This is a genomic window from Caulobacter segnis ATCC 21756, from assembly GCF_000092285.1.
In the GTDB taxonomy this organism is placed as follows: Bacteria; Pseudomonadota; Alphaproteobacteria; order Caulobacterales; family Caulobacteraceae; genus Caulobacter; species Caulobacter segnis.
Window position 1 is genome coordinate 3,327,705 of record NC_014100.1, and the last position, 20,669, is coordinate 3,348,373.

Here is a 20,669-nt window from a genome sequence, read left to right on the forward strand (position 1 = left end):
ACCACCTCTGTGAGGCGATCGGCGATGAAACCTGATCGCCGGACGCCTCAACGACGCCCCTACTCGGCCGCCTCGAGAGCCTCCGCTCACGTGTGTCACGAGGCGACGGGGCTTGGATCGCCCTTGTTCCCTATAGATCTGTCAGCAGCTCGATATTGGAAACAGCAGAATTGCCGCCAACGCGCGCGTAGACGGCAAGATCACCTTCTCGAACACTCATAGAAGCCGCCGAAGAGTCTGGCCCACGCCCGACCTATAGCAAATCTTCGTGCTGGAGCTTCGATGACCTTTCACGACAAAACCGCCCTCGTGGTCGGAGGCACCGGCGGGGCCGGCAACGCGATCGCCCGCACGTTGGCCGCGCGCGGCGAACGCGTGATCCTCACCAGTCGCGACGCTGGCCGGGCCACGGACGCGGCCGCTCGATTGGGCCAGGGCCATTTGGGCCTGCCCCTCGATCTCACGCGGCCTGACGCCATCGTCGATGCTCTATCCGGGCTCGGACAGGTCGATCATCTGGTCTTGAGCGCGGTGGAGCGCGACCAGAACACGATCCATCGCTACGACATCGCGGCGGCTCAGCGGGCGGTGGGGCTTAAGCTCGTCGGTTACGCCACGGTCGCCGCCGCGCTGGCCGATCGGTTCGCGTTAGCCGCCAGCATCGTTCTGGTGGGCGGCATCGCCGTCGAGCGTCCCTATCCCGGTTCCACATCGATCTCGACCATCAACGGCGGTGTGCGAGGGCTGACGCGCACGCTCGCCGTGGAGCTGTCGCCGGTGCGCGTCAACGCGGTCCACCCCGGCGCCATCGCCGACACTGAAGCGTTCTCCAAGGCTCCAAAAGCCATGCTCGATCGCATTCTGGAACGAACGCCCGAGGGCCGGCTGGTGGAAACCGACGACATCGCACGCGCGGTGCTCTTCCTGCTTGATGCGCCTGGCGTGAATGGCGTCGATTTCCTGGTCGACGGCGGCTACCACCTCTGCTGATCAGACCAGCGCCGCCCGAGAACGCATGGCCGATCCACGGCCACGACACGGGCCAAGCCAAGCTCCGAGAGCGGCGCGTACCAGGTGCGGCGGCCTGTGCTCGCGTTGACAGCATGATCTGACACCGGGCGCGGGAAGTGGCCAAGAAGCCCTCGGCCGCCATTGTCTAAGTCGAGCCCCCGCCGCCGCTTAGTACGCGGCCTAGAAGAGGCTTCCTCCATGAAGATCATTATCGCCGCATTGCCCGCGGCCGGCCACCTCAACCCCATGCTTGGCATCGGCTGCTTCCTGGCAGAGCTTGGTCACGAGATCTGCGTTTATACCGGCACGACCATGCGATCGCGCGTGACGGCTCTGGGGCTCAAGTTTCATCCTCTGCCCGAAGCCGTCGACTTCGACCTTTCCGACATCAACGCCCGCTTCGAGGGCCGCGCCGAGCTCTCCGAGCACGATCAGGTGGCGCTCGACTTCGAGAACATGTTTCTGGGCGCCATCGCCGAGCAAGATGCTGGTCTGCAGAAGCTGCTTCTCCAATGGCCGGCCGAGGTCGTGCTGGCCGAGGGTCTCTTCTACGGTGTCCTGCCGCTGATCTTGCGCAACCACGAGCCCCGGCCGACCGTGATCCAGTGCGGCGTCTGTCCGCCGCCGCTGCCGCGCATGGACTTTGGCTCATACGGGTCTGGCGCACCATTCACCGACAGCCCTGAAGAGCGGGCCCATTACCGCGATGTCGTCGCGCCGATGGTCAGGGACCTACTGGCGCCTCTGCAGGCGACCTACGCCCGTGTGCTGTCGGACCTGAATCTGGGAGAGCCCAACAGCGACTTTCTGCGCGCCAACCTACTCAACGCGGACATCTTCCTGCAAAGCGGCGTGCCGGCGTTCGAATACCCCGCCGGCCCCTTGCCCGACAATTTCCGCTTCATCGGGCTGCCGCCCCAGCCGCCCGCTCCGGTCGATGTTCCTGCCTGGGCCTCAGATCTGGACCGCTACCGCCGAGTGGTGCTGGTTACCCAGGGCACGATCGCCAACGCCGATCTGCGCCAGTTGCTTTCGCCGACCATCGCGACGCTGGGTAATGACAGCGACACACTGATCGTGGCGACCAGTGGCGGACGCGCGGTGGCTGGCGCCGACCAGATGCCCGCCAATGTCCGGATCGTCGACTACATCCCCTTTGGCTGGATCCTGCCCAGGATCGACGTTCTAGTCACGAACGGGGGCTTTGGCGGCGTGCTGCAGGCGCTCTCCCTGGGCGTGCCGCTGGTGGTCGCCGGCACGACGGAAGACAAGAAGGAGGTTTCGGCTCGCGTGTCATGGTCGGGCGTGGGCGTGAGCCTCGGCACCGATACCCCCAGCGACGAACAGATGGCCGATGCCTTGGGTCAAGTTCTGAAGAAACCAGCGTTCCGTAAACGCGCCCAAGCCTTGGCCGAAGAGTTCAAGCGCTATGACGCTCGGGTGGCCTTAGTCGAGGCGCTCGAGCAGGCGCGCGCGCGCAACGCCTCGCAATTCATCTGACGGGGACGCCGGACGAGCCGCACCGCCGTTCGTCCGGCCCTTCGCCGTCGACATCCGTATGAGTATCCAGGGTGATGGAACTTCAAACTTCCCACAAAGACGCAAAGGTCCTGGCCGCCGCCGCGGTCGGGGGCGCCTGCGCGTTCGCCGCGACCGCCGCCTTGGTCATGGCGGGCAACGCCCCCCTGCCCGACCTCTGGGTGCTCGAGCATCTCAGGACGGCGAAGACGCCAGGCCTAGCCGTCGGCCCGGCCGCAATTACGGTGATAGCCTCAGCGGCGAGCGCGGCCGCGTCACCTGCGTTGGCAGGGTCCGCCACGGCGATTGTGGCTCTTGCCTTGATCGTCCGGCGGCGGTGGCGCGACGCTGTTCTCCTGGCCGCCACGGGCGCGGGCGGCGTCGTCCTGGGCCTATTCCTGAAGACCATGTTTGAGCGCGAGCGCCCAGATGAAGCATGGCGCCTGGCTGAAGCCAATGGTCCGGGCTTTCCATCGACCCAAACCCTGTTCGCCACCGCTCTTGCCCTGTCGTTGGCGCTCGTTGTTCGCCGATCGACGGCGCGACAGAGCGCGCGCGCTCTGGCCTTGGGAGCGGCCGTGATCTCAGCCGGCCTCGTTGGGCTGAGCCGAATCTACCTCGGCGTTCACTGGACGAGCGACGTGGTCGCGGCCTGGAGCGCGGGGGCGGCCTGGTTTGGGCTCTGTGGTTTGGCCACCCAAGAAACCAAATCTTCTCACGATCGACTGATGTGGCGCCGCCAATCGTGTCGTCTGCAATAGATCGATCCAATTTCGACACGGTTTTGAAGCGCAGCGGCCCAATATCGAAAGGGCATGAAACCTTTCGGATCCAGGCCATGAAGTTCATCCCACTGGTGCTCGCCGCTGGCTTGGTCGCCGCGTGCGCCCCCCAGGCGCACACACCGGCCCAAGTCACCGGCCCGAGCGACATCGAAGTCGGCCGCTATCTCGTCAAGGTCGGCGGCTGCAACGATTGCCACACCCCCGGCTTCGTCAGCGACGGCGGTAAGACCCCCGAAGACCAGTGGCTGGTGGGCAACCCCGTGGGCTTTTACGGCCCCTGGGGCGTCACCTATGCGGCCAACCTGCGCCAGACCGTCCAGACGCTCTCGGAGAACGAGTGGGTCGGCATGTTGCAGACTCGCGCTTATGGCCCGCCGATGCCCTGGCCTTCGACTCAAGCGCTCAGCGACGATAACAAGCGAGCCCTCTACCGTTACATCCGATCCCTAGGGCCAGCGGGTCCACCCGTTCCCGAGCGCTTGGCGCCGGGGGAAAAGCCCACCACCCCCTACCTCGATATGACGCCGGTCTTGCCCAAGGGGGAGTAAGGCCGCGCCTCCGAGCGAGCTCCACCAAGGTCCCGGCGCCCAATTCGCGGCCAAGCGGCGATTGCGCGCCAGGGCTCAGGTGACAGCATTCGCTCACGTCGTCATGATCCCCATCGCCACCTCCAGACGCGGCCGGGCAAGGTCGAGCACGGGGATGGCTTAAGCGTTAGCGCCGGCGCATCGGCGCTAACGCTCAAACTCCGATCCCCAGATGTCCAAACCGCCGCCCTCAGCCCTTCTTGATCCGACGGATTTTCCCGCTCCCGGAACGCGGTCTCTGCGGCCGCGCACACGCCGGTCGGATCTGACCATCACCCGTTTTTCCCGCGATGCGCTGGCCGCCCCACAGGGTTTCAGCGTGCGGGACGCCGAAGGCTTCCTCGTGCTTCTTCAGCTCAGGGATCTTCCTGCGCACGATTTTTGGATCGGCGGTCAACACCTTCCCGCCCCCGCCAGCGCCGAGGGGTGCGTCCACATTGTCGACCTCGCCCAGCGGCCGATCCAGATGCTCGCGGGCCCGGTCGACACGCTGCTGATTAAGATACCGCGTCTGGTCCTGAGTGACCTTGCCGAGGAAATCGGCGCGGCGCCCGTGGAGACCCTCGCCCCTACGATCGACTGGCTCACCATAGACCCCGTCCTGTCGGCCGCGCGCGCATCATTGCTTTCGGCTCTTGACGCCGCGAGCACGACCAGCAGCCAGGTTGTCGATCACCTGGGCAAGGCCTTGGCCGGCCATATCGCCCACGTTTACGGTGGCTTGCGCCCGCACGTGTTCCGCACCGGAGAACTGGCGCCTTGGCAGCTCAAGCGCGCAAAGTCGCTCTTGGCCGATAACCTGCGCAAGGAGATGTCGCTGCCCGAAGTGGCCGAACAATGCGGGCTTTCGGTGGCTCACTTCTCCCGGGCCTTCAAGATTTCCACGGGCGAGGCGCCCCATGCCTGGCTTCAGGCGCGGCGGCTGGACCTGGCTCGTGAGCTGCTGAAGGGGGATCAGTCGCTGGCCGAAATCGCCGTGGCGTGCGGCTATGCCGACCAAAGCCATTTCAGTCGGCTCTTCAAGCGCGCCGTGGGCCATGGCCCGGGCACCTATCGCCGACACCTCAACAACGCCCTGGGCGGGCTCAAGCCGCCACAGGCGGGCGCTGGTTCGTGTGAGGCCTAGATTGCATCGCTCCGGTTCGACGCGTGTCTAGAGCGCGGCAAGGCCAGTCTCACCGGTGCGAATACGCACGGCGCTGGAGACATCCAGGACAAAGATCTTGCCATCGCCAATGGAGCCGGTCGCGGCCGCTTCCTGAATGGCGGCCAGGGCGCCCTTGACGGCGGCCATCGGCATCACGGCCTCGATCTTGATCTTCGGGATCAGCAGAACCTCATATTCAGCGCCGCGATAAATCTCGAGTTTTCCCTTCTGGCGGCCAAAGCCCCGAACCTCCGAGATCGTCAAGCCTTCAGCGCCGGCCTCGGCGAGCGCTTGGCGGACCGCGTCCATCTTGAAGGGTTTGACGTAGGCGACGATCATTTTCATGGGATTGGTCGCGGTCCTGGCGCCGCGCTCCGCTGCAGAGGAAGGGGCCCACCGCCTAGCGATGGGTCGCTCACTTTCGTTTGGGCCGGCTTCGCGGAGATGTCGCCGCGCGCGGATCCGGTTACGGCCGCAATCAAGACGCCGCGGACGCCGGCGCTCTCTCGCAGGCTCTACTGAGCGACCGGATACGGACGCGCCGCGTCCTGGCGGATGAAGCCGTGGGTCGCATCGGCCGCGCCCATGATCATGAACTGCACGGCCATGGCGCACAGGATGAGCCCCAGGACGCGCACCGTGACCGTCATGCCGACCCGGCCGAGGAGCCGGGAGATGAACGGCGTCGCCCACAGCACCGCGACGACGGCTGCGGCGGCCGCGCAGATGCCGATCATACCCGCCGCCATGGCGTCCATGCCCATCGAGCGGGTCTCGCTGGCGTAGATCACGACCGTCGAGATGGCGCCGGGCCCGATCAGGATCGGGATGGCGAACGGCACGAGGATCCGCTCGAAAAGACGGCGCGCATAGCTTGGATGGTCGGCGAGCGAGGCCAGCTCATCGGCCTCGTCTCCGCCGTTCAGGTCGTTACGGGCCATGTCCAGCCCAAGCAGGAAGAGGATCGCGCCCCCCGCGATACGGAACGCTGAAAGTGAGATCCCGAAGACCTGCAGCAGCGCCAGGCCGGAGAGATAGAAGATTCCCAGGAGGCCGATAATGAACACGCCGATATAGACGGCGATCCGTCGGCGGGCTTTGGGTTTGGCCCCAGCGGTCATGGCCGCGAAAACCGGCAGGTTGCCGATCGGATTGATCAGAGCAAAGAGCGCCACGATAAAATTAAGCGCGAGATACTGGATGGACATACTGATCTTTTCTTGAGGTGTGAGCCCCGACCAAGGTTAGATGCGACGGGACGTCTGCGCGGCGTCGCCGAACAACCGGCGGCCAATCACATGCCGGGCTCATCTAAGGCTTCACGGCGCGATGCTATTGATCGATTCTGCACCCTTTCGGCGGAGGGTGCGAAAACCTAAGTATTGGCCACGCTTTGAGCAGCGAGACGACATCAAGCTTCGCTTGTTCTATTTATGGCGAGAAACTCAGCGACGCAGCAGAATCGATCAAGCTCAAGGGCGCGTTTCTTTGCTAGCCGGGTCTTGTCCTTGCCGGGGGGCTGAAGGATCAACTGCCCCCTCACGTCCGGCTCCTGGCCACGGCGTGGTTCCAGGCTCGTTGCACGTCCGCCAAGCGCGGTCGCGATGCGAGCGTCGTCAATCAGGACCTTACGCGTGATCGCCCCCCGCCACCCGGTGAACGCCTTTGTCGAGGAAGCCGGCGTCAGCGCCGGCCTCACGGTCAGGACGCGTCGCGATTCGGTCAGCCTGACACGCCTGCAGCGCAGCGCCGACGACGGGATCGCCATCGGGGCTCCGGCGGAGGATGCGCATATTGTCGTCTACCAGGTCCGCCCCCACCCCTCGCACTTGCTGTGGCTCGACGGCGCCGCCGGCGTCACCGGCGATATCGAGCGCGGCGGCACCAACATCCTGGACCTGCGGGCGGCCCCCACGGCGCTTCTGGGGCCAGAGGTCGACAGCCTCCACCTGCGTATCCCCAAGACCGCGCTGGAAGATCTCGCGACCGACGCGGACCGGTGCATACACGGCCTGCATGCGTGCGATGGCTGGTCCACGCTAGACCCGATGATGTCCAGGCTAGAGCCGCTGATTATCGAGGTCCTCAAACGCGCCGGGCCGGCCGAGCGCCTCCTGGTGGACCACTTGGTCCTGTCCTTGTGCGCGCACGTGGCCGACACTTACGGGCTCGGCGGCGCCATCAGAGCGCATAAGGGCGGCTTGGCGCCGTGGCAGGTCAAGCGGGCCAAGGAGATCATCGCCTCCGACCTGGCGGCCGAGACACCGCTCGTCGAAATCGCGGCGGCCTGCGGCCTGTCAGCGGCGCACTTCGCGCGCTCCTTCAAGGCCTCCACCGGGATGACGCCCCATGGCTGGCTGCAAGCCTGCCGCCTGGATCGCGCCAGAGCTCTGCTGGATGGCCGCGCCTTGCGTATCAGCCGCGTCGCCTCGGAAAGCGGCTTTTCGGATCAGAGCCACATGAGCCGCGTCTTCAAGCGCGCGATGGGGATGAGCCCGCGCGCCTACGCGCGCCTGCGCGGGGCCGGAAGCGCCCTTTAGTAGGCGGGGAAGCGTTCGCGCATGGCGGCCTCTTCGAGCCGAATCCTGATCCAGAGCAGCGCTGCATAGAGCGGCAGGCCGCAGATGAGGGTCACGACGGCGTGGAGCGCCAGGCAAAGCCCAACGAGCTCAGGCAGAATGGCCAAGATGTAGTTGGGATGGCGGAAGGTTCGAAAAAGCCAGGTTCGCACCAGGACATGATCGGGAGCGATGAAGACCTTCACCGTCCAGACGCGGCCCAGATCCCGTATGACGAGCGCGAGCATGGCCGCGCCGAACCCGTAGAGCGCCAGGCCGACGGCGGCGACGCCATCCAGCCAGAAACCCCTGGCTATCGCCTCGCCGATCGCGCCTAGATAGATGGCCACGTGAGCCAGGGTCAGCGCCAGGCTCGCGCCAGCGCCCACCTCCACGGCGCCAGCGCGCCGAAGGCCCTTCTCGTTCGCGCGTGAACGCGCCAGGCTCGTCAGACGCCAAGCGACGGCCAGCACAACGAAAAGGCCCATGGCGAAGGTCGCTAGCGACATGGACAACGCCTCGAACCAGACCCACCAGCTCGAGCGCGGGGCTGCCCGCGCCGCCTGATCACAGCGCCTTCTCGTAGAGGCGATAGGTCTTGTAGATCCGTGCGCCCATGGCCTCTGAGATGCGCCGCATCGGCATGTTGTCTTCAAGGATCCAGGAGAACTCGAACCTGGCGTAGCCCAGGGCCAGACCCGCGTCCCGGCCCGCGTTCATCAGGTGGAAGGGCACGACCTGACCTCGCAGGGTCTCGGCGAACTTGCGCTTGACGCCCATGAGCGGGATGCGGATGGATTTCACCCGCTTGACCTTGAGGCGCCAAAGCAGCTTCACCCACCCGAAGGGCAGCAGCTTGCCATTCAGCCCCTCGATCGCCTCGTTGACGTTGGGCAGAAGCACGATGAAGCCCGCCACCTCGCCGTCGATCTCGGCGAAGAGCGTCAACCGCTTGTCGATCACGTCCTTCAACGCCTTGCCCAGCTGAGCCGTCTCGGCCTCGGTGGTCGGCACGAAGCCCCAGTTGTTGGACCAGGCGTCGTTCAGGATCTCGGTGAGCGCTTTGACCTCTTCGTCGTAGCGGCTCATGTCCAGCTGGCGCAGGGTGACCCCCTTGGGCAGGCCGCGCTTCAGACGCCGGACGATCGCGTCCGGGAGCGCCGCGCGCGGATCACAGACATAGGCGTACACATCCTTGGCCTTGCGATAGCCCTGCTCCTCGACCCGTGCGGCGGCGTAGCGTGGATCGTGGCCCATCATCACCATCGGCTTGCTGTCGAACCCGTCGACAAGCAGGCCAACCTCCTCGTTGATCGAGAGGTTGAATGGCCCCAGCGCCCGCGTGCAGCCACGCGACCTCAGCCACGCCTCGGCGGCTCCGAACAGGGCGCTGAACACCTCGGCATCATCCTCGCTGGCGATCATGCCGAAGTTGCCGGTCTTGCCCGCGCCGGTCTCGGTGGCGAGGTGATCGATCTGGGCGCTGATGCGTCCTACGTCGCGGCCGCCGCGCACGGCCAGCCAGAGGTGGACTTCGGCATGCTCGAAGAAGGGATTGGTCTTGGGCGTGAGAGCGGCCATGCGCTCGTAAATCAGTGGCGTGACCCAATTGGGGTCTTTGGCGTTCAGGCGATTGGCTACCTCGATGAAGCGCCTGAGCTCGGCGGTTGAGCGCACCGGCGTCAGGGTAAGATCCGAGGGCTGCGGCGTTTCGAAGGCCATGGACTCTGTCTTCTCACAGGAGGAAGGCGCCGCGGCGGCCCCTTCGATAACGTGGGGTCCGGTCAGGACGCCGGACACGATGATCAGATCGCCAACCTGAGTATGGGGCGGGGCGAAGCTCAGCAGGCACCGATGGAGAAACGGCCGCACGGTCACTCCCTTCGCGCCCCGGTCAGCTCGAGGCCCTCCGCGAGCGACCGGGCTTGGCGGCCGCCGCGTGAGGCGCGACAAAGCAGGTTTGAGGAGCACTCTTAATGGTGAACCGTCATCAGCGGCGTCATATTTGACTACAAATGAAATAATTCGCGGAATTTTCGCGGGACAAGACGATACTTAGAAATATTCACAATCCACAATGACGTGATACATATTAACAGACTCGTGCCGATTAATATAAGTCTGGATAAGCACGTCGCTGCGCGCGCGAAAACCCCTCAACGCCACAGCCGTAGCCAAACTCCCACGTTCTATTTCAACGGTAACTTGATCGCGCACCCACGCGCTGATCACCCCGGCTAAGCAGCGGGTCATCATTGACCTGCCGCCGCGCTCCTTTCCGTCGCGGGGCCCTCATCGGAGTTCTTCATGAATGTCACGCCATCTCGCCCGATCGCCGGCGCCCTTCTCGGGCTGATCCTGGCCTCGCCCGTGATCGCCAACGCCGAGGCGACGCCCGTCCGGGACACCCAAGGCCAAGCCTGCAAATTGATTAGCGTCCCCCGCGCGGTTCATAAGGGTCCGCAGGTCGGAAACGCCTATGACTGCGGCGGCGTCATCCGCGGTTTGCGCGACCCGAGCCTGGTACGTTCGGCCAAGCAGACCGCCCAGCGCGGCGACCAGACGTGCCGCCCGACGAGCGGCTCGCCGAGCGCTGGCGGTGGCGGTGGCCGCTCCGATCCCGCGCCCGACTGCAAGAACTGACCGCCGGCTCCATGGCGCGCCTGAAGGGCGCGCCATGCCATCCGTCCACCCGGCCGACCAACGCAAGCCGCCCTCCTCCGCGATCGATCCGCCGATCGATAGCCCCCTTGCGACGGGAGTGTCGTCAATGCGAACGAGCCCCTTAGTTCGGGTCGACGCTTGGCAGGACGCCGCTTTTGAGAAAGATCCCGCGCGGCCCCGGCGCCTGGTAGGTCGGGTCGCGATCGTCCTTGCCTCCAACGTGGGCGATCAGACGGCGCACCTGCACGCGCAGGCCCTCCAGCTGGCTCGGGAAGTCCAGGATCCAGCTGATCTTGCGCGCGTCGCTCTCGACGACCAGCCTATGAGACATGCGCGTGACCAGGGCATCGTTCAGCTTGTCATAGGCCTCGCACAGAGCGGAAGCTCCATGACGGCCGATGGGAAGGCTGACGCCCAGGACCGCCCGCCGCCCGCTACCTTCGAGCCCTTCGAAGTAGGCTTCGAACCCCGCGAGCAGATCGACCTTGGCGATGACCAGTTGCCAAGGGATCCCCCGGGCGAACTCTCTGGAGATGTCCGCGAGACGTCGCCTGATCGCTCGGGCAAAGGCGCTCATTCGCGCATCATCAAGGGTCAGCAGCACGTCCGCGCCGATCGAGACCAGGACACCCGCGGGCGGCTTGAGGTCCGGGATCTGGCGCCTAGCGCGCAAGAACTCGACCCAACGGGCTTGGCCCGATGGCGCCTCCACGCCGGCCGCGTCAACAAGCAGCGCGTCGTCATCGAACCATTGCGGCTCGATCGTCGCCGCTGACGCCTGCGGTTCACGCTTGGACGAACAAGCCAGCCGCGATGGCGCGCACGCCGCGTCTGACCCGATCACCAGAAACCAGCCGCTGTCTGGTTTCGATGAGGCGATGCGCAGCGGCTGAAAGTAGCCCGCCGACCGGTTTGAGAAGGAATATTCAGCAGACCGCCCTTGCAAGCGCAGCGGATCAGGCCGCGCGCGACCGCGACCCGGCTCGGCCGAGACGGTGGAGCCGAACGTGATAAGCGGATCCCCGGACGCCCCGCGCAGGCCGGCGGCGAAAGTCGCAAAGCCACGTCCCGATGACCGCACCTTACCGCTCCAAGGGCTCGTCGGCGGCACGACGCCGAACGCCAGACTGATCTCCCCGCTGAGACGACGGACCCTGTCAGCCTCGGCCCTCAAGCCACCGGTAAAGCCCGCCACCAGGCAGGCATGGTAGAGATCGATCATTTCCGGCGAGCGCAGGGGTTCGCGAAGCATCTCCTCGAGCAGTTCATAGAAATGAAGTCGATCGACGTCTTCGTCGAACGCCTCACGCACCAAGGATGGACACGCCCCTTGCTGGCGTTCGGTTCTGGTCCGTGGGTGGGTGCGAACGATGTCGTCGATCGTCGCCAGGACCGCAAAGCGTGCGCGCCAAAGCGTCTTGGGCTCGAGGTCGAGACCGAAAAGCCGATGCGCGAAGGCGTCGGCCCGCGGCGCGGCGCTCCGATAAAGGTCGGAAAGGCCACGACGCGAACGCATGGCCCGGGCTCTCGCCGCCAACCCCAGAAGCGGCGCCGCGGCCTCGAGCAACCGGTTTCTCCGGCACATCGCGGGCGTCGAGGCCCTGTCGCCACGGCTGGTTAGCGCCCAGGATCGATCCTCCTGGATACTATCGAGCGGCGGCTCGGGTGATCGCACCAAGGCCGGATCTGGATCATGCTTCGATGGCGGACGGCGTGCCGCCCAGCCACCCATCACCATCCTCCCAAACGCCAGCGCCCCCTTGAAGGGCGAGACCCCGGTTTGCCCGGAAAGCGCGCGCACGCGTTTGGCCGCGACATTCCACGAGAACACGTCGGCATCGACACGGCGCGAGCCACTCGATCAACAACACCCATCGCGTACTTTCGTCGTTCAGAACCCGGCTCGATCGCAGGTCGCGGCGATGATCGACGGGGGAGCGTTGCGGGCGAGTTTCGCGAAGCTAAGAACCGGTTACTGCCGTAAGCACTCAAGGCCGAAAGAGTGGAAAAACTTAAATATCCGACTTGCGAAGCATGCGCGTCATCGCGCCGATCGCACATCCAAGCGACTCCCAGCTTATCACAAAGCCTGAGATCGTCAGGTTCATATATTATTGCTCTATCTACATTACCGATGAAACTCTTTGGATGTTGCTCAACAACGCCGGCTACCCGATAGTTGATCGCAAGAAGCGCGGGATCCAACGCAGCCTCCAAAGAGGCGCGCCAACCCGAAGCGCTCGACGCGTGCTGGCGCCCGCCCCCCGCTTGCGCCAGGCGAAACTGGGATGTCGTGATTGAGACCCACGACACCCCTTTCGATGCGCGACGCCTGCCCTCGACCCGCGGCGTCGCTCTGGGCCTACGCCCCCCAGAAAATCGAGACTGCGGCGGGCCTTTGGGCCTGCCGCCTTTTCGCTCGCCGTCAGGACGCGTCGGAATGATCAACCGGCGGCGGTGTCGCGCCCGGATCGTCCAATAGCACCACGCCCTCCTGCTCGTTGGGATCCGTCCGGGCAATCACGGCGACAAACGGGACCTCGCCGTCATTGTAGGGCAGATGGGGCATATTGGCGGGGATGTAGAAGTAGTCGCCGGCGTGGATCCGGGCATGCTCCCTTAGATCTTCGCCGTACCAACAGCCCGACACCCCCTCGATGGCGAAGATCGCCGTTTCGTGGTGCTCGTGCTTATGCGGCGTGCCCCGCGCGCCTGGCGGCAGGGTCAAGGTTTGCATATGGATCGCCCTGGCGCCGACCGTTTCGGCCGAGACGCCAACCTCATAGGTCAGGCCTTGCTTACCGACCACGGGCTCGCCGGGACGGACGACCCGGCAGGTCGGCGTGGCGTTGTCGTTCATCGTCATGTCTCCTGCGCGCTGCTGTTTTTACGGGCCCTCGCGCGGCGCGCCGCCCGCGGAGTGCGGGACCCGAGATCCTGACCTGATCGATCCGATCACGGATCGTCAGGCCGAACGGCCGCCTAGAGCCTCGACGGAGCCAGGCTTGCTCACCGACGGCCCGACCTGCCGCGCCGCCGAGGCCCGCGGCCGATTGATCGCGTCGATCATCAGCTTGGCCAGATCCGCCGAACTCAGCGGACAGGCGGCCAGACTGCAGTTCCCCAGGGACGCGGCCAGCGCCCGCAAAGGCTTGACGGACGCGCCCGACGCTTCGGCGATGACGACCAAGCCAAGATCAGGATTGGCCCGTCGAAGCGCGACAATCACGTCCTCGTCCTCGGTGCGCACGGCGATGGCGTCGAATCGCTCGGGCCAGTCGCGCAACGCCGAGAGGGCGCGCGCAGGCTCGACGAACCCAACCGGCTCATACCCCAGGGCGGCCAAGCGCTCCTCGTCCCGACCCAGGGCGGAGTTGCCAGGCCCAATGACCAGGACGGTCTCTCCGCGTCCGCAAGTAAGCGCTTCCGGCGATGGCGCCTGGGCCTGGCGGGGCAGCCAGACTTCGAAAACCGCGCCCTGGCCGGGCTCGGACCACACGCTCACCGCGCCTCCCAACTCCCTGGCGGTCTCGGCCGTCGTCGCCAACCCAAGGCCGTTCCCCTGGGCGCGGGTCGTAAAGAAGGGCTCGAAGATACGGGCCAGAGTAGCCTGGGACATGCCCGCGCCCTGGTCCTCGACCCGCAGCACCACATAGTCGCCGGCCATCAGGACGCCGCTTGAAAGCTCGACAGGGGCGCGATTGCTACGCCGGTAAAGCGATATCTTCACCACCCCAGCCCCGCCCATGGCCTGCACGGCGTTGGAAGCCAGGTTCATGACGATCTGCTGAAGGCCTTCAGAGTCGCCTAAGACCGAATGATCGCCACCGTCTTGGTCGAAGGCGAACCGCGCGCGGCGGCCATGGGCGGCGCGCAGAAGCGAGATGCTTTCGGCGACAAGCCGACTGAGATCGACCCGCTGCAATGGGAGGGGCGAGCGGGCGCCATAGGCCAGGATTTGGTCGACCAGCCGACGCGCGCGGGCCACAGCGCCGGTGATCTCGCGCAGATAGCGCGCTCTGGATCGCGCCGTCGCCTCACGCGCCGCGGCCATCTCGGCGTAACCGCCGATGGCGCTTAGAATATTGTTGAAGTTGTGAGCGATGCCGCTGGCGAAGGCGCCGATCGCCTCCATCCGGCCTGCGTGTTGCAAACGCGATTCCAGCGCCACCCGCTGCTGCTCCAGCCGAGCGCGCCGCACCGCCCCGGCCAGCACATCCAGGGCCAGACGCATCACACCCAGATCGGTCTCGCGCACCTGAACCGCGCCCCGAAAACGGGCGAAGCCGAGCACGCATCGCTCTCCACGCTCGTTGCTCACCGCCATCGCCACGACGTGGGCGCGCCGCGCGGTTTGCTCGCTGTCATCGCGCCAGGGCCAGTCGGCGTAGCCATTGAAGACGCTATGGGGACTTGCTTGCGCCGCCTCGGCCAAGGCCTTGGCCGAGGTCGACCAGTCCCCCCTCTGGGTTCGGGGCATGGTCGGCCACATTCGCGCGCAGCCATAGACCCCTTCCCCAAACAGGAACGCCGCGTCTCCTTCGACATGGGCCGCGAGCCGCGCCAGGCCCTCGTCGATTCTGCCCTTGGCCTCGTGTGGCCGCGCGGCGATGATCTCCGCTGATATGGCCGCGAGATCGTGCTCGAAGGCCGCTCGGCGACGCAGATCGGCCAGATGCGCCCCGAGCCTTAACGCCAGATCGGCTATGAGCAGGGTCAGGATCAAGGCGGCGGCGTAGAGCGCATACCGGTAACGCTGGGCCGTCTGCTCGGCCTTGCTCCGCTCCTGCGCGATCCAGGCCCGCAGCCGCGCGCGGCTTTCGTTGTCGTCCTCGGCCAGCAGCTTGGCGAGGTCCTGGTCTGTTTGGGGAAGAAGCCGGCGTAGCAGGCGCGCATGGCTCAGCAGAACCTCGCGCGCCTCGCGATCGACCTTGGACTGGGTCGGGCGGGCGGCAAGGTCGCGAACGCGCCGATCGACCAGAGCCTGGGTGTCGGGCGAAGTGTTCAGCGTCAGGCGGAGCATGGCGGCCGACAACCTGGCCTCCTCGGCGTTGGGGTTGGCCAGACGGTCGGCGTTGGCGCTGAGCGTGCTGAAATAGGCCAGGCTGTTTTGCAGCAACGCGCTGTTGCTCTTCAGGGTCTCGGTCAAGGCGGCCTGTCGCGCGGCCGAGGCCCTCAGGCGCTGGATCAATCGGTCATGGTCCTGGTCGCCGGTCGCCTCCAAGGGCTTGAGCGCCGCGTCGAGGGCGGTGATGTCACGCACCAGGGGGTCGAATGATTGAAGGATACCGGCTCGCACGCTGATGACGTCGCGCCGCAGCAGATGCTGGGCGTTTTCGAAGGTGTCGAGACCGCGCTCCATCGCCTCGAGACGCGCCGTTCGCGGCTGAAGGCTGTTGAGCAGCAGGCTGGTCAAGAGCAGGATCACCAGAACGGCGAGCGCGAACAGGCCAGGCCGCTTCATCTTGGCGCGGCCTGCGTCACGGGCCGATCACGATAGACGCCGTTCAAGCTTCGGAGGAAGGCGGCGATGTCGGCGACCTGGTCGGCGGTCAGGACGCGGTTCAGCTGAGCGCGCCCCATGGCGCGCACGGCGTCCTCGAGCGTCTCGGCGCTGCCATCGTGAAAATAGGGCGCGGTGGTGGCGACGTTGCGGAGCGATGGCACGCGCAGCACCGGCGAGTCGGCCTTGGCGGCGGGATGGAAGACGCCGCTGCGCTGATAGAGATTGCCGCCTACGTTCACCCCTTGGTGGCACGAGGCGCAGCCCACCGACTGAAAAAGCTTATATCCTCGCTGCTCGCCGGCCGACAGGGCCAGGGCCTCTCCCATCAGATAGTGATCAAATCGCGATCCCGGAGTGATGAGCGTGGCCTCGTACCGCGCGAGCGCCCGCACGATGTCCTCGGGCCTAGGGTCGCGCCGGTAGGTGTCGTGGAACCGTTCGGCCGTCGCCGCGTCCGCCGCCAGAACCCGCGCGACCTTGGTGAGGTCGGCGCCCATGATCGATGGATTTTGAAGAGAGGCGCGCGCTTGGCTCTCCAGGGTTCGGGCGTTGCCGGACCAGTTAAGACGGAAGTTCCTCGCCGCATTGAACACGGTCGGGGTGTTCACCGGGAGCGGTTGGCCTTGCGGTGTGAGGTCCCGTTCGCGCCCGCTCGCGCCATTGGTCGTGACGTCATGACAGGTCACGCAGCTGCGCTTGCCGTCGCCGGACAATCTGGTGTCGCCAAACAGCAGCTCGCCCAGGGCGATCTCGCGCGCTTCTTGCGCCGAAGGTGGAATGTGGCGGACAGTTAAGGCGTTGAAGGCGCCCTTGGGGGGCGTGGCCGCTGGGCGAGTGGCCTCGACGCTGGCATGGATCACGGGCCTCCGCGCCAGGATGGCGACCACGGCCATCGCCCCCAAGCCAAGGAGGGCCAACCTTTTCACGGCGTCTCGACCACGGCTTTGAACACATAGCCGACGCCGCGCATGGTCTCGATAAGGCGCGGCTCGGTCGGATCGGTCTCGAGCTTTCGTCGCAGGCGCAGGATCTGCACGTCGATCGAGCGATCGAAGACATCGTCATGGATGCGCGTGGCGCGCAGCAGGTGCTCGCGCGACAATGGCCGATTGGGCGCATCGAGAAACGCCTGCAGGAGGCCGTACTCGCCCTTGGTCAGCAGGATCGGCTCTTCTTCGCCGCGTCGAATGGTGTGGGCGTTACGGTCGAGCTCCCAGGCGCCGAAGCGGACACGGTTGCGGCCACGCATGCGCTTGAGATCGACCGCGCCCCCGCCGCGACGCAGGATCGCCCGGACCCGGGCCAGCAATTCACGCGGGCTGAAAGGCTTGTTGACGTAGTCGTCCGCGCCGAGCTCAAGCCCGACGATACGATCGATTTCCTCGCGCCGATGGCCGGTGGTGATGATCACGGGCACGTCCGACTGCGCCCTGATCATGCGCAGCAGATCCAGCCCGTCGTCCTCGCCCAACTGGAGGTCGAGAATGATGACATGGGGTTCGGCGCGCAGCTTCTCGGCCATTTCCGCGCGATTGGCGGCTACGGAGGGCTTCAGACCATTATTGGAAAAGTACTCGCGCAGCATGCTCTGCATGGCTCGATCATCGTCCACGATCAAAACCTTGGCCGTTGTCATAAGCGTACTGGTCACCGGAAATGTTGCCACCATATTCATTCACTTCACTCCCACGGACTCAAACTGATATTGGCTTCACCTGAAACATTCGGATTTCATCTGTATTTCTAAACAGATCCCTCGACATCGAACTGAATTCTCCCCCCTCTACACACGCCGCGGCTGGCGACTTTTCCGCTAGCCGCGGCCGCTAAGGGCCGCCGTTCGATGGAGAGCCAACGTGAAGACCAAACTGTTCGCCCTGACCCTGGCGCTGGCGGCGGGCGCCTGCGCCAGCACGGCCGTCGCCGACGAAAGCCGCCTCTATGTCGGCGCCTTCGCGGGCGTGAATCTGGGGGAGAAGCAGACCTTTACCGGCGCGAACCTTGCTGGCGCGCCGCGCCGCATCGACGCCCCGCAGGACGAAGGCGCCTTGGCCGGCGTGGTCGTCGGCCTCGTCGCCAGCGAAGGCGCGTGGGGCCGCCTGCGGTTCGAAGCGGAATTGGCGTCGCGCAAGAATGACGTCGAGAAGCTCACGCTGAACGGGGTGCGGCGCGGGCTGATCGATGGCGAAAGCCAGGTCACGACGCAGATGGTCAACATCACCTACGACACTCCGCGGTGGGGCAAGCTGCGCGGCATGGTTGGCGCGGGCGTCGGCGCGGCCAGTTTCGACTACGATATCCAGTACGACGTCGGCGCCATCCCGGGCGCGCCGACGGGCGGGTCGATCGGTCCGATCATCAATATCCCCACAAGCACCTCCGGCCGCCTGGCCTATCAGGTGATGATCGGCGGTCAGTACGAGCTGTCGCCGTCGTGGGAGCTCACCGCGGAGCTGCGCTACCTGTGGGGCGACGACCACAAGATCGAGCGCTTCAACCAGACCACGGGCGCCCTGGATTCGGTCCTGGACGCAAAATATGAGAGCTCCGCCGTGACGTTCGGCGCGCGCCACCGCTTCTAAGCGGTGCGACCGCGGCCGACTGGAGACGGCCGCGGTCATAAGCCGTCCCGGCGCGGCCGGGGTCGAGACGCCTGGCGCGCGATGGCCATCCTTCGTATGGACGTGCGTCTGGACCAAGGGCCTTGTTTGCCTTCCTCGCCTCGCGCGCCCTTGGCGCTCTCGGCTCACCCATCGATGTTTCTGGTTTGTCGGAACGCCGCTTCTAGTCGGCTCGCCTCGGCGCCGATTGACACCTTCTGCTGCGATTGGTCCCTCAAGGCGACAAGCCGTCACTCGACCCCGCCAGCGTGAGATCCGCCGCGCCTGGAGCCGCGCCGCCTCTCTCTCGCTCGCCCGACGGACGCTGGTCGCATCGCCTCATCGGCAAGCCGAGCATCCGCTACAGCGGTAACCCAACCAGGCTGGCGCGACACGGCGCTGAAGCCGCCCCTGGCCAGAACACGTCAGGACGGCGCCAAGGTCGTCCTTACGTATCGGAGCGCCGCGTGGCCCTAAATCAAGATCCTGCCTCGACCCCCAGCCAAGCCGGTCACGCCCGTCAGGCTTCGCCAGCCCCTCAAGCCGAGGCGTCTCCAGCCTCCCGCGCGCCGTCGATCCGTTGTCCGTGGTCGTCGATCGCGGCCGGCGTGCTGCTGCTGGCGATCTGGTGCGGCGCCCTGTTGCTCGGCGGCCGCGCGGCCCAGCACGTCTCGCGGGCCGCTAGCGGGCAGAGCCTCACGGCGATGGTCGCCAACGCGCTGGGCCTGAGACCTTATCCGTACGACTAGATGGCGCCGCCCTCGCCTCTCGCACGGGCCAGTAAGCCATGCTGAGTAGACCTCGCCCGGCCGCCGCGGATTTTCCAGGGCGGCCGGGCGCGAAACCGCTAGCCCGGGCCCGCGCTGGCCTCAACGGCGCTGGCGCGGCGCGAGCGCCAGCTCAGTGGAAGGGTGGCTATGAAGGCCACGACGGCGATGGGCAGCAGCAGCGCGAGAACCTGGCTGGCCGTGCCGCCAGCCGTCAGCACGGCGCCGGCGATCATAGGACCGGCCATGGCCCCGAGACGTCCGGCGGCCACGGAGGCCCCTGCTCCGGTGCCCTTCATCGACGGCGGGTACGGCTCGGCGGAGAGGCCATAAAGCACGAACTGCGCGCCGATGACGAAAAAGCCGGCCAGGGCGGCCGCGGCGATGGGCGCGATGACGCCGCCGGCCAGCACCGCCAGTCCAAGCGCCAGCCCCCCATAGACGCCGCCCAGCAAGCCCCCCCGACGCTGGTGGCTGAGGAGCGAGCCCAGAACCAGAGTGCCCATCGCGCCCGCGCCACTAAAGGCCGCCGCGGCGATCAGAGCGTCCGCTCGCGCCAAGCCGCGGGAGATCATCAAGGTCGGAAGCCAGTTCAGCAGAAGATAGAGGACGACCAGCGTGCCGAAGGAGCTGATCCAAAGCGCCAGCGTGGGCACGGCGCGGCCGCCGCCGAAGAGCACCGTCCGGGTCGATGCGGCCCGTACGGGCGCCGGCGCGGCAAGGTCCAGGTTCTGAGGCATGGTGGGCTCGCGCATCGCCCAGGCGACAACCACGGCCAGGACCAGCGGAGTAATTCCCCCGACGTGAAAGATCGTGGCCCAGTCCAATCCTCGCTGGGTGGCGACCAGCATCCCGGCCAGCGCGCCACCCAGCGGCATGCCCGCCGTCACCATCGTCACCCGGCGGGCCTGGGTGCGCGGATCCCCGCTGGCGGCGACCAAGGCGATCAGGACAGGAAACGCCCCACCGAGCCCAAGCCCCGTCAGAAAACGCATGGCCAGGAGGCTTGGCACGTCCGGGGCAAGGGCGGTGGCGATCGAGAATAGCCCAAACGTCAGGAGCGCGGTGACCAGCAGGCCCTTGCGCCCGATCAAATCGGACAGCCGTCCACAGACGACCGCGCCCAGAAGCAAGCCGAGGGTGCTGGCGGAGAACACCATGCCGAGCATCTGCGGCGAAAGTCCGTAGACCTTGGCGAGCTGGGGCGCAGCCAGGCCCGCGGACTGAAGATCGTAGCCCTCTACAAGCGCGGCGAGAAAGCAAAGGGCCGGTGTGATGATTGTGTTGGAGACGGATCGAGCCATGGCGCAGTTCCGAGAAGCGATTGGAAGCTTCAGCTTCCCTGGGCCACGCATCGGACCGATGTCGCCCAGCCCCTGTAGGGTTACATCCGTAACCCCGGCGACGCTTTTTGGCCAAGGTCACGGCAGCCCTGGCGAGGGGCACCGCATTAGCCCTGGCGAGGGGCACCGCATTTCAACTGAAACCGATGGCCGGGGGATCGAAACGCCCCGGTAGCCCTGAGT

At 66.1% G+C, this 20,669-nt stretch carries 19 protein-coding genes; 9 read left to right on the forward strand and 10 right to left on the reverse strand.

The features are described from left to right. The first annotated feature begins 282 nt into the window (after positions 1-282). From CSEG_RS15320 to CSEG_RS15340, 5 genes are all read left to right on the forward strand, one after another. Complete coding sequence (locus tag CSEG_RS15320) at positions 283-990, forward strand: SDR family NAD(P)-dependent oxidoreductase (protein WP_013080144.1); 708 nt, start codon at positions 283-285, stop codon at positions 988-990. A 219-nt stretch (positions 991-1,209) separates the two neighbouring features. After that, the gene (locus CSEG_RS15325) at positions 1,210-2,511 is read left to right on the forward strand and encodes a glycosyltransferase (RefSeq protein WP_013080145.1); all 1,302 of its coding nucleotides are present in this window, start codon (positions 1,210-1,212) and stop codon (positions 2,509-2,511) included. Positions 2,512-2,585: 74 nt separating this feature from the next. Beyond that, positions 2,586-3,290 carry a phosphatase PAP2 family protein gene (locus tag CSEG_RS15330; RefSeq protein ID WP_013080146.1) on the forward strand — a complete coding sequence of 235 codons (705 nt, stop codon included), beginning with the start codon at positions 2,586-2,588 and terminating at the stop codon, positions 3,288-3,290. A gap of 77 nt (positions 3,291-3,367) precedes the next feature. Next, complete coding sequence (locus CSEG_RS15335; protein WP_013080147.1) at positions 3,368-3,862, forward strand: hypothetical protein; 495 nt, start codon at positions 3,368-3,370, stop codon at positions 3,860-3,862. Positions 3,863-4,073: 211 nt separating this feature from the next. Next, positions 4,074-5,027 (forward strand): helix-turn-helix transcriptional regulator, encoded by a 954-nt coding sequence (locus CSEG_RS15340; protein WP_013080148.1) that lies wholly within the window; start codon positions 4,074-4,076, stop codon positions 5,025-5,027. A gap of 27 nt (positions 5,028-5,054) precedes the next feature. Here the strand turns inward: CSEG_RS15340 and CSEG_RS15345 are convergent, their stop codons facing one another. Together CSEG_RS15345 and CSEG_RS15350 are read right to left on the reverse strand one after the other, a co-directional pair. Continuing rightward, complete coding sequence (locus tag CSEG_RS15345; protein WP_013080149.1) at positions 5,055-5,393, reverse strand: P-II family nitrogen regulator; 339 nt, start codon at positions 5,391-5,393, stop codon at positions 5,055-5,057. Positions 5,394-5,563: 170 nt separating this feature from the next. Then, a complete protein-coding gene (locus CSEG_RS15350; RefSeq protein ID WP_013080150.1) occupies positions 5,564-6,256 on the reverse strand; it encodes a MarC family protein in 693 nt (230 codons plus the stop codon). 426 nt (positions 6,257-6,682) lie between these two features. Here CSEG_RS15350 and CSEG_RS21670 point away from each other — a divergent pair, with 426 nt between their 5' ends. Continuing rightward, positions 6,683-7,588 (forward strand): helix-turn-helix transcriptional regulator, encoded by a 906-nt coding sequence (locus CSEG_RS21670; protein WP_013080151.1) that lies wholly within the window; start codon positions 6,683-6,685, stop codon positions 7,586-7,588. Here the strand turns inward: CSEG_RS21670 and CSEG_RS15360 are convergent. Then, positions 7,585-8,115: an isoprenylcysteine carboxylmethyltransferase family protein gene (locus CSEG_RS15360; RefSeq protein ID WP_013080152.1), complete on the reverse strand. Its 531-nt coding sequence runs from the start codon at positions 8,113-8,115 to the stop codon at positions 7,585-7,587. The genes CSEG_RS21670 and CSEG_RS15360 overlap by 4 nt on opposite strands. Positions 8,116-8,173: 58 nt before the next feature. Then, positions 8,174-9,328 carry a hypothetical protein gene (locus tag CSEG_RS15365; RefSeq protein WP_041538333.1) on the reverse strand — a complete coding sequence of 385 codons (1,155 nt, stop codon included), beginning with the start codon at positions 9,326-9,328 and terminating at the stop codon, positions 8,174-8,176. A 585-nt stretch (positions 9,329-9,913) separates the two neighbouring features. On the opposite strand from CSEG_RS15365, the gene CSEG_RS15370 reads away from it, so the two are divergent. Next, a complete protein-coding gene (locus CSEG_RS15370; protein ID WP_013080154.1) occupies positions 9,914-10,249 on the forward strand; it encodes a hypothetical protein in 336 nt (111 codons plus the stop codon). A 142-nt stretch (positions 10,250-10,391) separates the two neighbouring features. Here the strand turns inward: CSEG_RS15370 and CSEG_RS15375 are convergent, their stop codons facing one another. From CSEG_RS15375 to CSEG_RS15395, 5 genes are all read right to left on the reverse strand, one after another. Then, positions 10,392-12,008, reverse strand: a complete 1,617-nt coding sequence (locus CSEG_RS15375; protein ID WP_083778411.1) for a type VI secretion protein IcmF/TssM N-terminal domain-containing protein — start codon at positions 12,006-12,008, stop codon at positions 10,392-10,394. Between the two features lie 687 nt (positions 12,009-12,695). Beyond that, the gene (locus CSEG_RS15380; protein WP_208854787.1) at positions 12,696-13,136 is read right to left on the reverse strand and encodes a cupin domain-containing protein; all 441 of its coding nucleotides are present in this window, start codon (positions 13,134-13,136) and stop codon (positions 12,696-12,698) included. A gap of 99 nt (positions 13,137-13,235) precedes the next feature. Further along, positions 13,236-15,734: a two-component system VirA-like sensor kinase gene (locus tag CSEG_RS15385; protein WP_013080157.1), complete on the reverse strand. Its 2,499-nt coding sequence runs from the start codon at positions 15,732-15,734 to the stop codon at positions 13,236-13,238. Continuing rightward, positions 15,731-16,702, reverse strand: a complete 972-nt coding sequence (locus tag CSEG_RS15390; protein ID WP_208854788.1) for a cytochrome-c peroxidase — start codon at positions 16,700-16,702, stop codon at positions 15,731-15,733. Before CSEG_RS15390 ends, CSEG_RS15385 begins: the two co-directional genes overlap by 4 nt. Then, positions 16,699-17,388: a response regulator transcription factor gene (locus CSEG_RS15395; protein WP_208854789.1), complete on the reverse strand. Its 690-nt coding sequence runs from the start codon at positions 17,386-17,388 to the stop codon at positions 16,699-16,701. The genes CSEG_RS15390 and CSEG_RS15395 overlap by 4 nt, the downstream gene beginning before the upstream one ends. Positions 17,389-17,632: 244 nt before the next feature. Between CSEG_RS15395 and CSEG_RS15400 the strand changes: the two genes are divergently transcribed. Continuing rightward, positions 17,633-18,358 (forward strand): outer membrane protein, encoded by a 726-nt coding sequence (locus CSEG_RS15400; RefSeq protein ID WP_013080160.1) that lies wholly within the window; start codon positions 17,633-17,635, stop codon positions 18,356-18,358. 485 nt (positions 18,359-18,843) lie between these two features. After that, positions 18,844-19,125, forward strand: a complete 282-nt coding sequence (locus tag CSEG_RS22655) for a hypothetical protein (RefSeq protein ID WP_157038999.1) — start codon at positions 18,844-18,846, stop codon at positions 19,123-19,125. Positions 19,126-19,223: 98 nt separating this feature from the next. On the opposite strand, the gene CSEG_RS15405 is transcribed toward CSEG_RS22655, so the two are convergent. Then, positions 19,224-20,447, reverse strand: a complete 1,224-nt coding sequence (locus CSEG_RS15405) for an MFS transporter (protein WP_013080161.1) — start codon at positions 20,445-20,447, stop codon at positions 19,224-19,226. Between the last annotated feature and the right edge of the window lie 222 nt (positions 20,448-20,669).

What these genes read in the sequence shown, in the direction of transcription:
- CSEG_RS15320 (WP_013080144.1), top strand. Translation starts at nt 283, where the DNA reads ATGACCTTTCACGACAAAACCGCCCTCGTGGTCGGAGGCACCGGCGGG.
- CSEG_RS15325 (WP_013080145.1), top strand. Translation starts at nt 1,210, where the DNA reads ATGAAGATCATTATCGCCGCATTGCCCGCGGCCGGCCACCTCAACCCC.
- CSEG_RS15330 (WP_013080146.1), top strand. Translation starts at nt 2,586, where the DNA reads ATGGAACTTCAAACTTCCCACAAAGACGCAAAGGTCCTGGCCGCCGCC.
- CSEG_RS15335 (WP_013080147.1), top strand. Translation starts at nt 3,368, where the DNA reads ATGAAGTTCATCCCACTGGTGCTCGCCGCTGGCTTGGTCGCCGCGTGC.
- CSEG_RS15340 (WP_013080148.1), top strand. Translation starts at nt 4,074, where the DNA reads ATGTCCAAACCGCCGCCCTCAGCCCTTCTTGATCCGACGGATTTTCCC.
- CSEG_RS15345 (WP_013080149.1), bottom strand. Translation starts at nt 5,393, where the DNA reads ATGAAAATGATCGTCGCCTACGTCAAACCCTTCAAGATGGACGCGGTC.
- CSEG_RS15350 (WP_013080150.1), bottom strand. Translation starts at nt 6,256, where the DNA reads ATGTCCATCCAGTATCTCGCGCTTAATTTTATCGTGGCGCTCTTTGCT.
- CSEG_RS15360 (WP_013080152.1), bottom strand. Translation starts at nt 8,115, where the DNA reads ATGTCGCTAGCGACCTTCGCCATGGGCCTTTTCGTTGTGCTGGCCGTC.
- CSEG_RS15365 (WP_041538333.1), bottom strand. Translation starts at nt 9,328, where the DNA reads ATGGCCTTCGAAACGCCGCAGCCCTCGGATCTTACCCTGACGCCGGTG.
- CSEG_RS15370 (WP_013080154.1), top strand. Translation starts at nt 9,914, where the DNA reads ATGAATGTCACGCCATCTCGCCCGATCGCCGGCGCCCTTCTCGGGCTG.
- CSEG_RS15375 (WP_083778411.1), bottom strand. Translation starts at nt 12,008, where the DNA reads ATGGTGATGGGTGGCTGGGCGGCACGCCGTCCGCCATCGAAGCATGAT.
- CSEG_RS15380 (WP_208854787.1), bottom strand. Translation starts at nt 13,136, where the DNA reads ATGACGATGAACGACAACGCCACGCCGACCTGCCGGGTCGTCCGTCCC.
- CSEG_RS15385 (WP_013080157.1), bottom strand. Translation starts at nt 15,734, where the DNA reads ATGAAGCGGCCTGGCCTGTTCGCGCTCGCCGTTCTGGTGATCCTGCTC.
- CSEG_RS15405 (WP_013080161.1), bottom strand. Translation starts at nt 20,447, where the DNA reads ATGGCTCGATCCGTCTCCAACACAATCATCACACCGGCCCTTTGCTTT.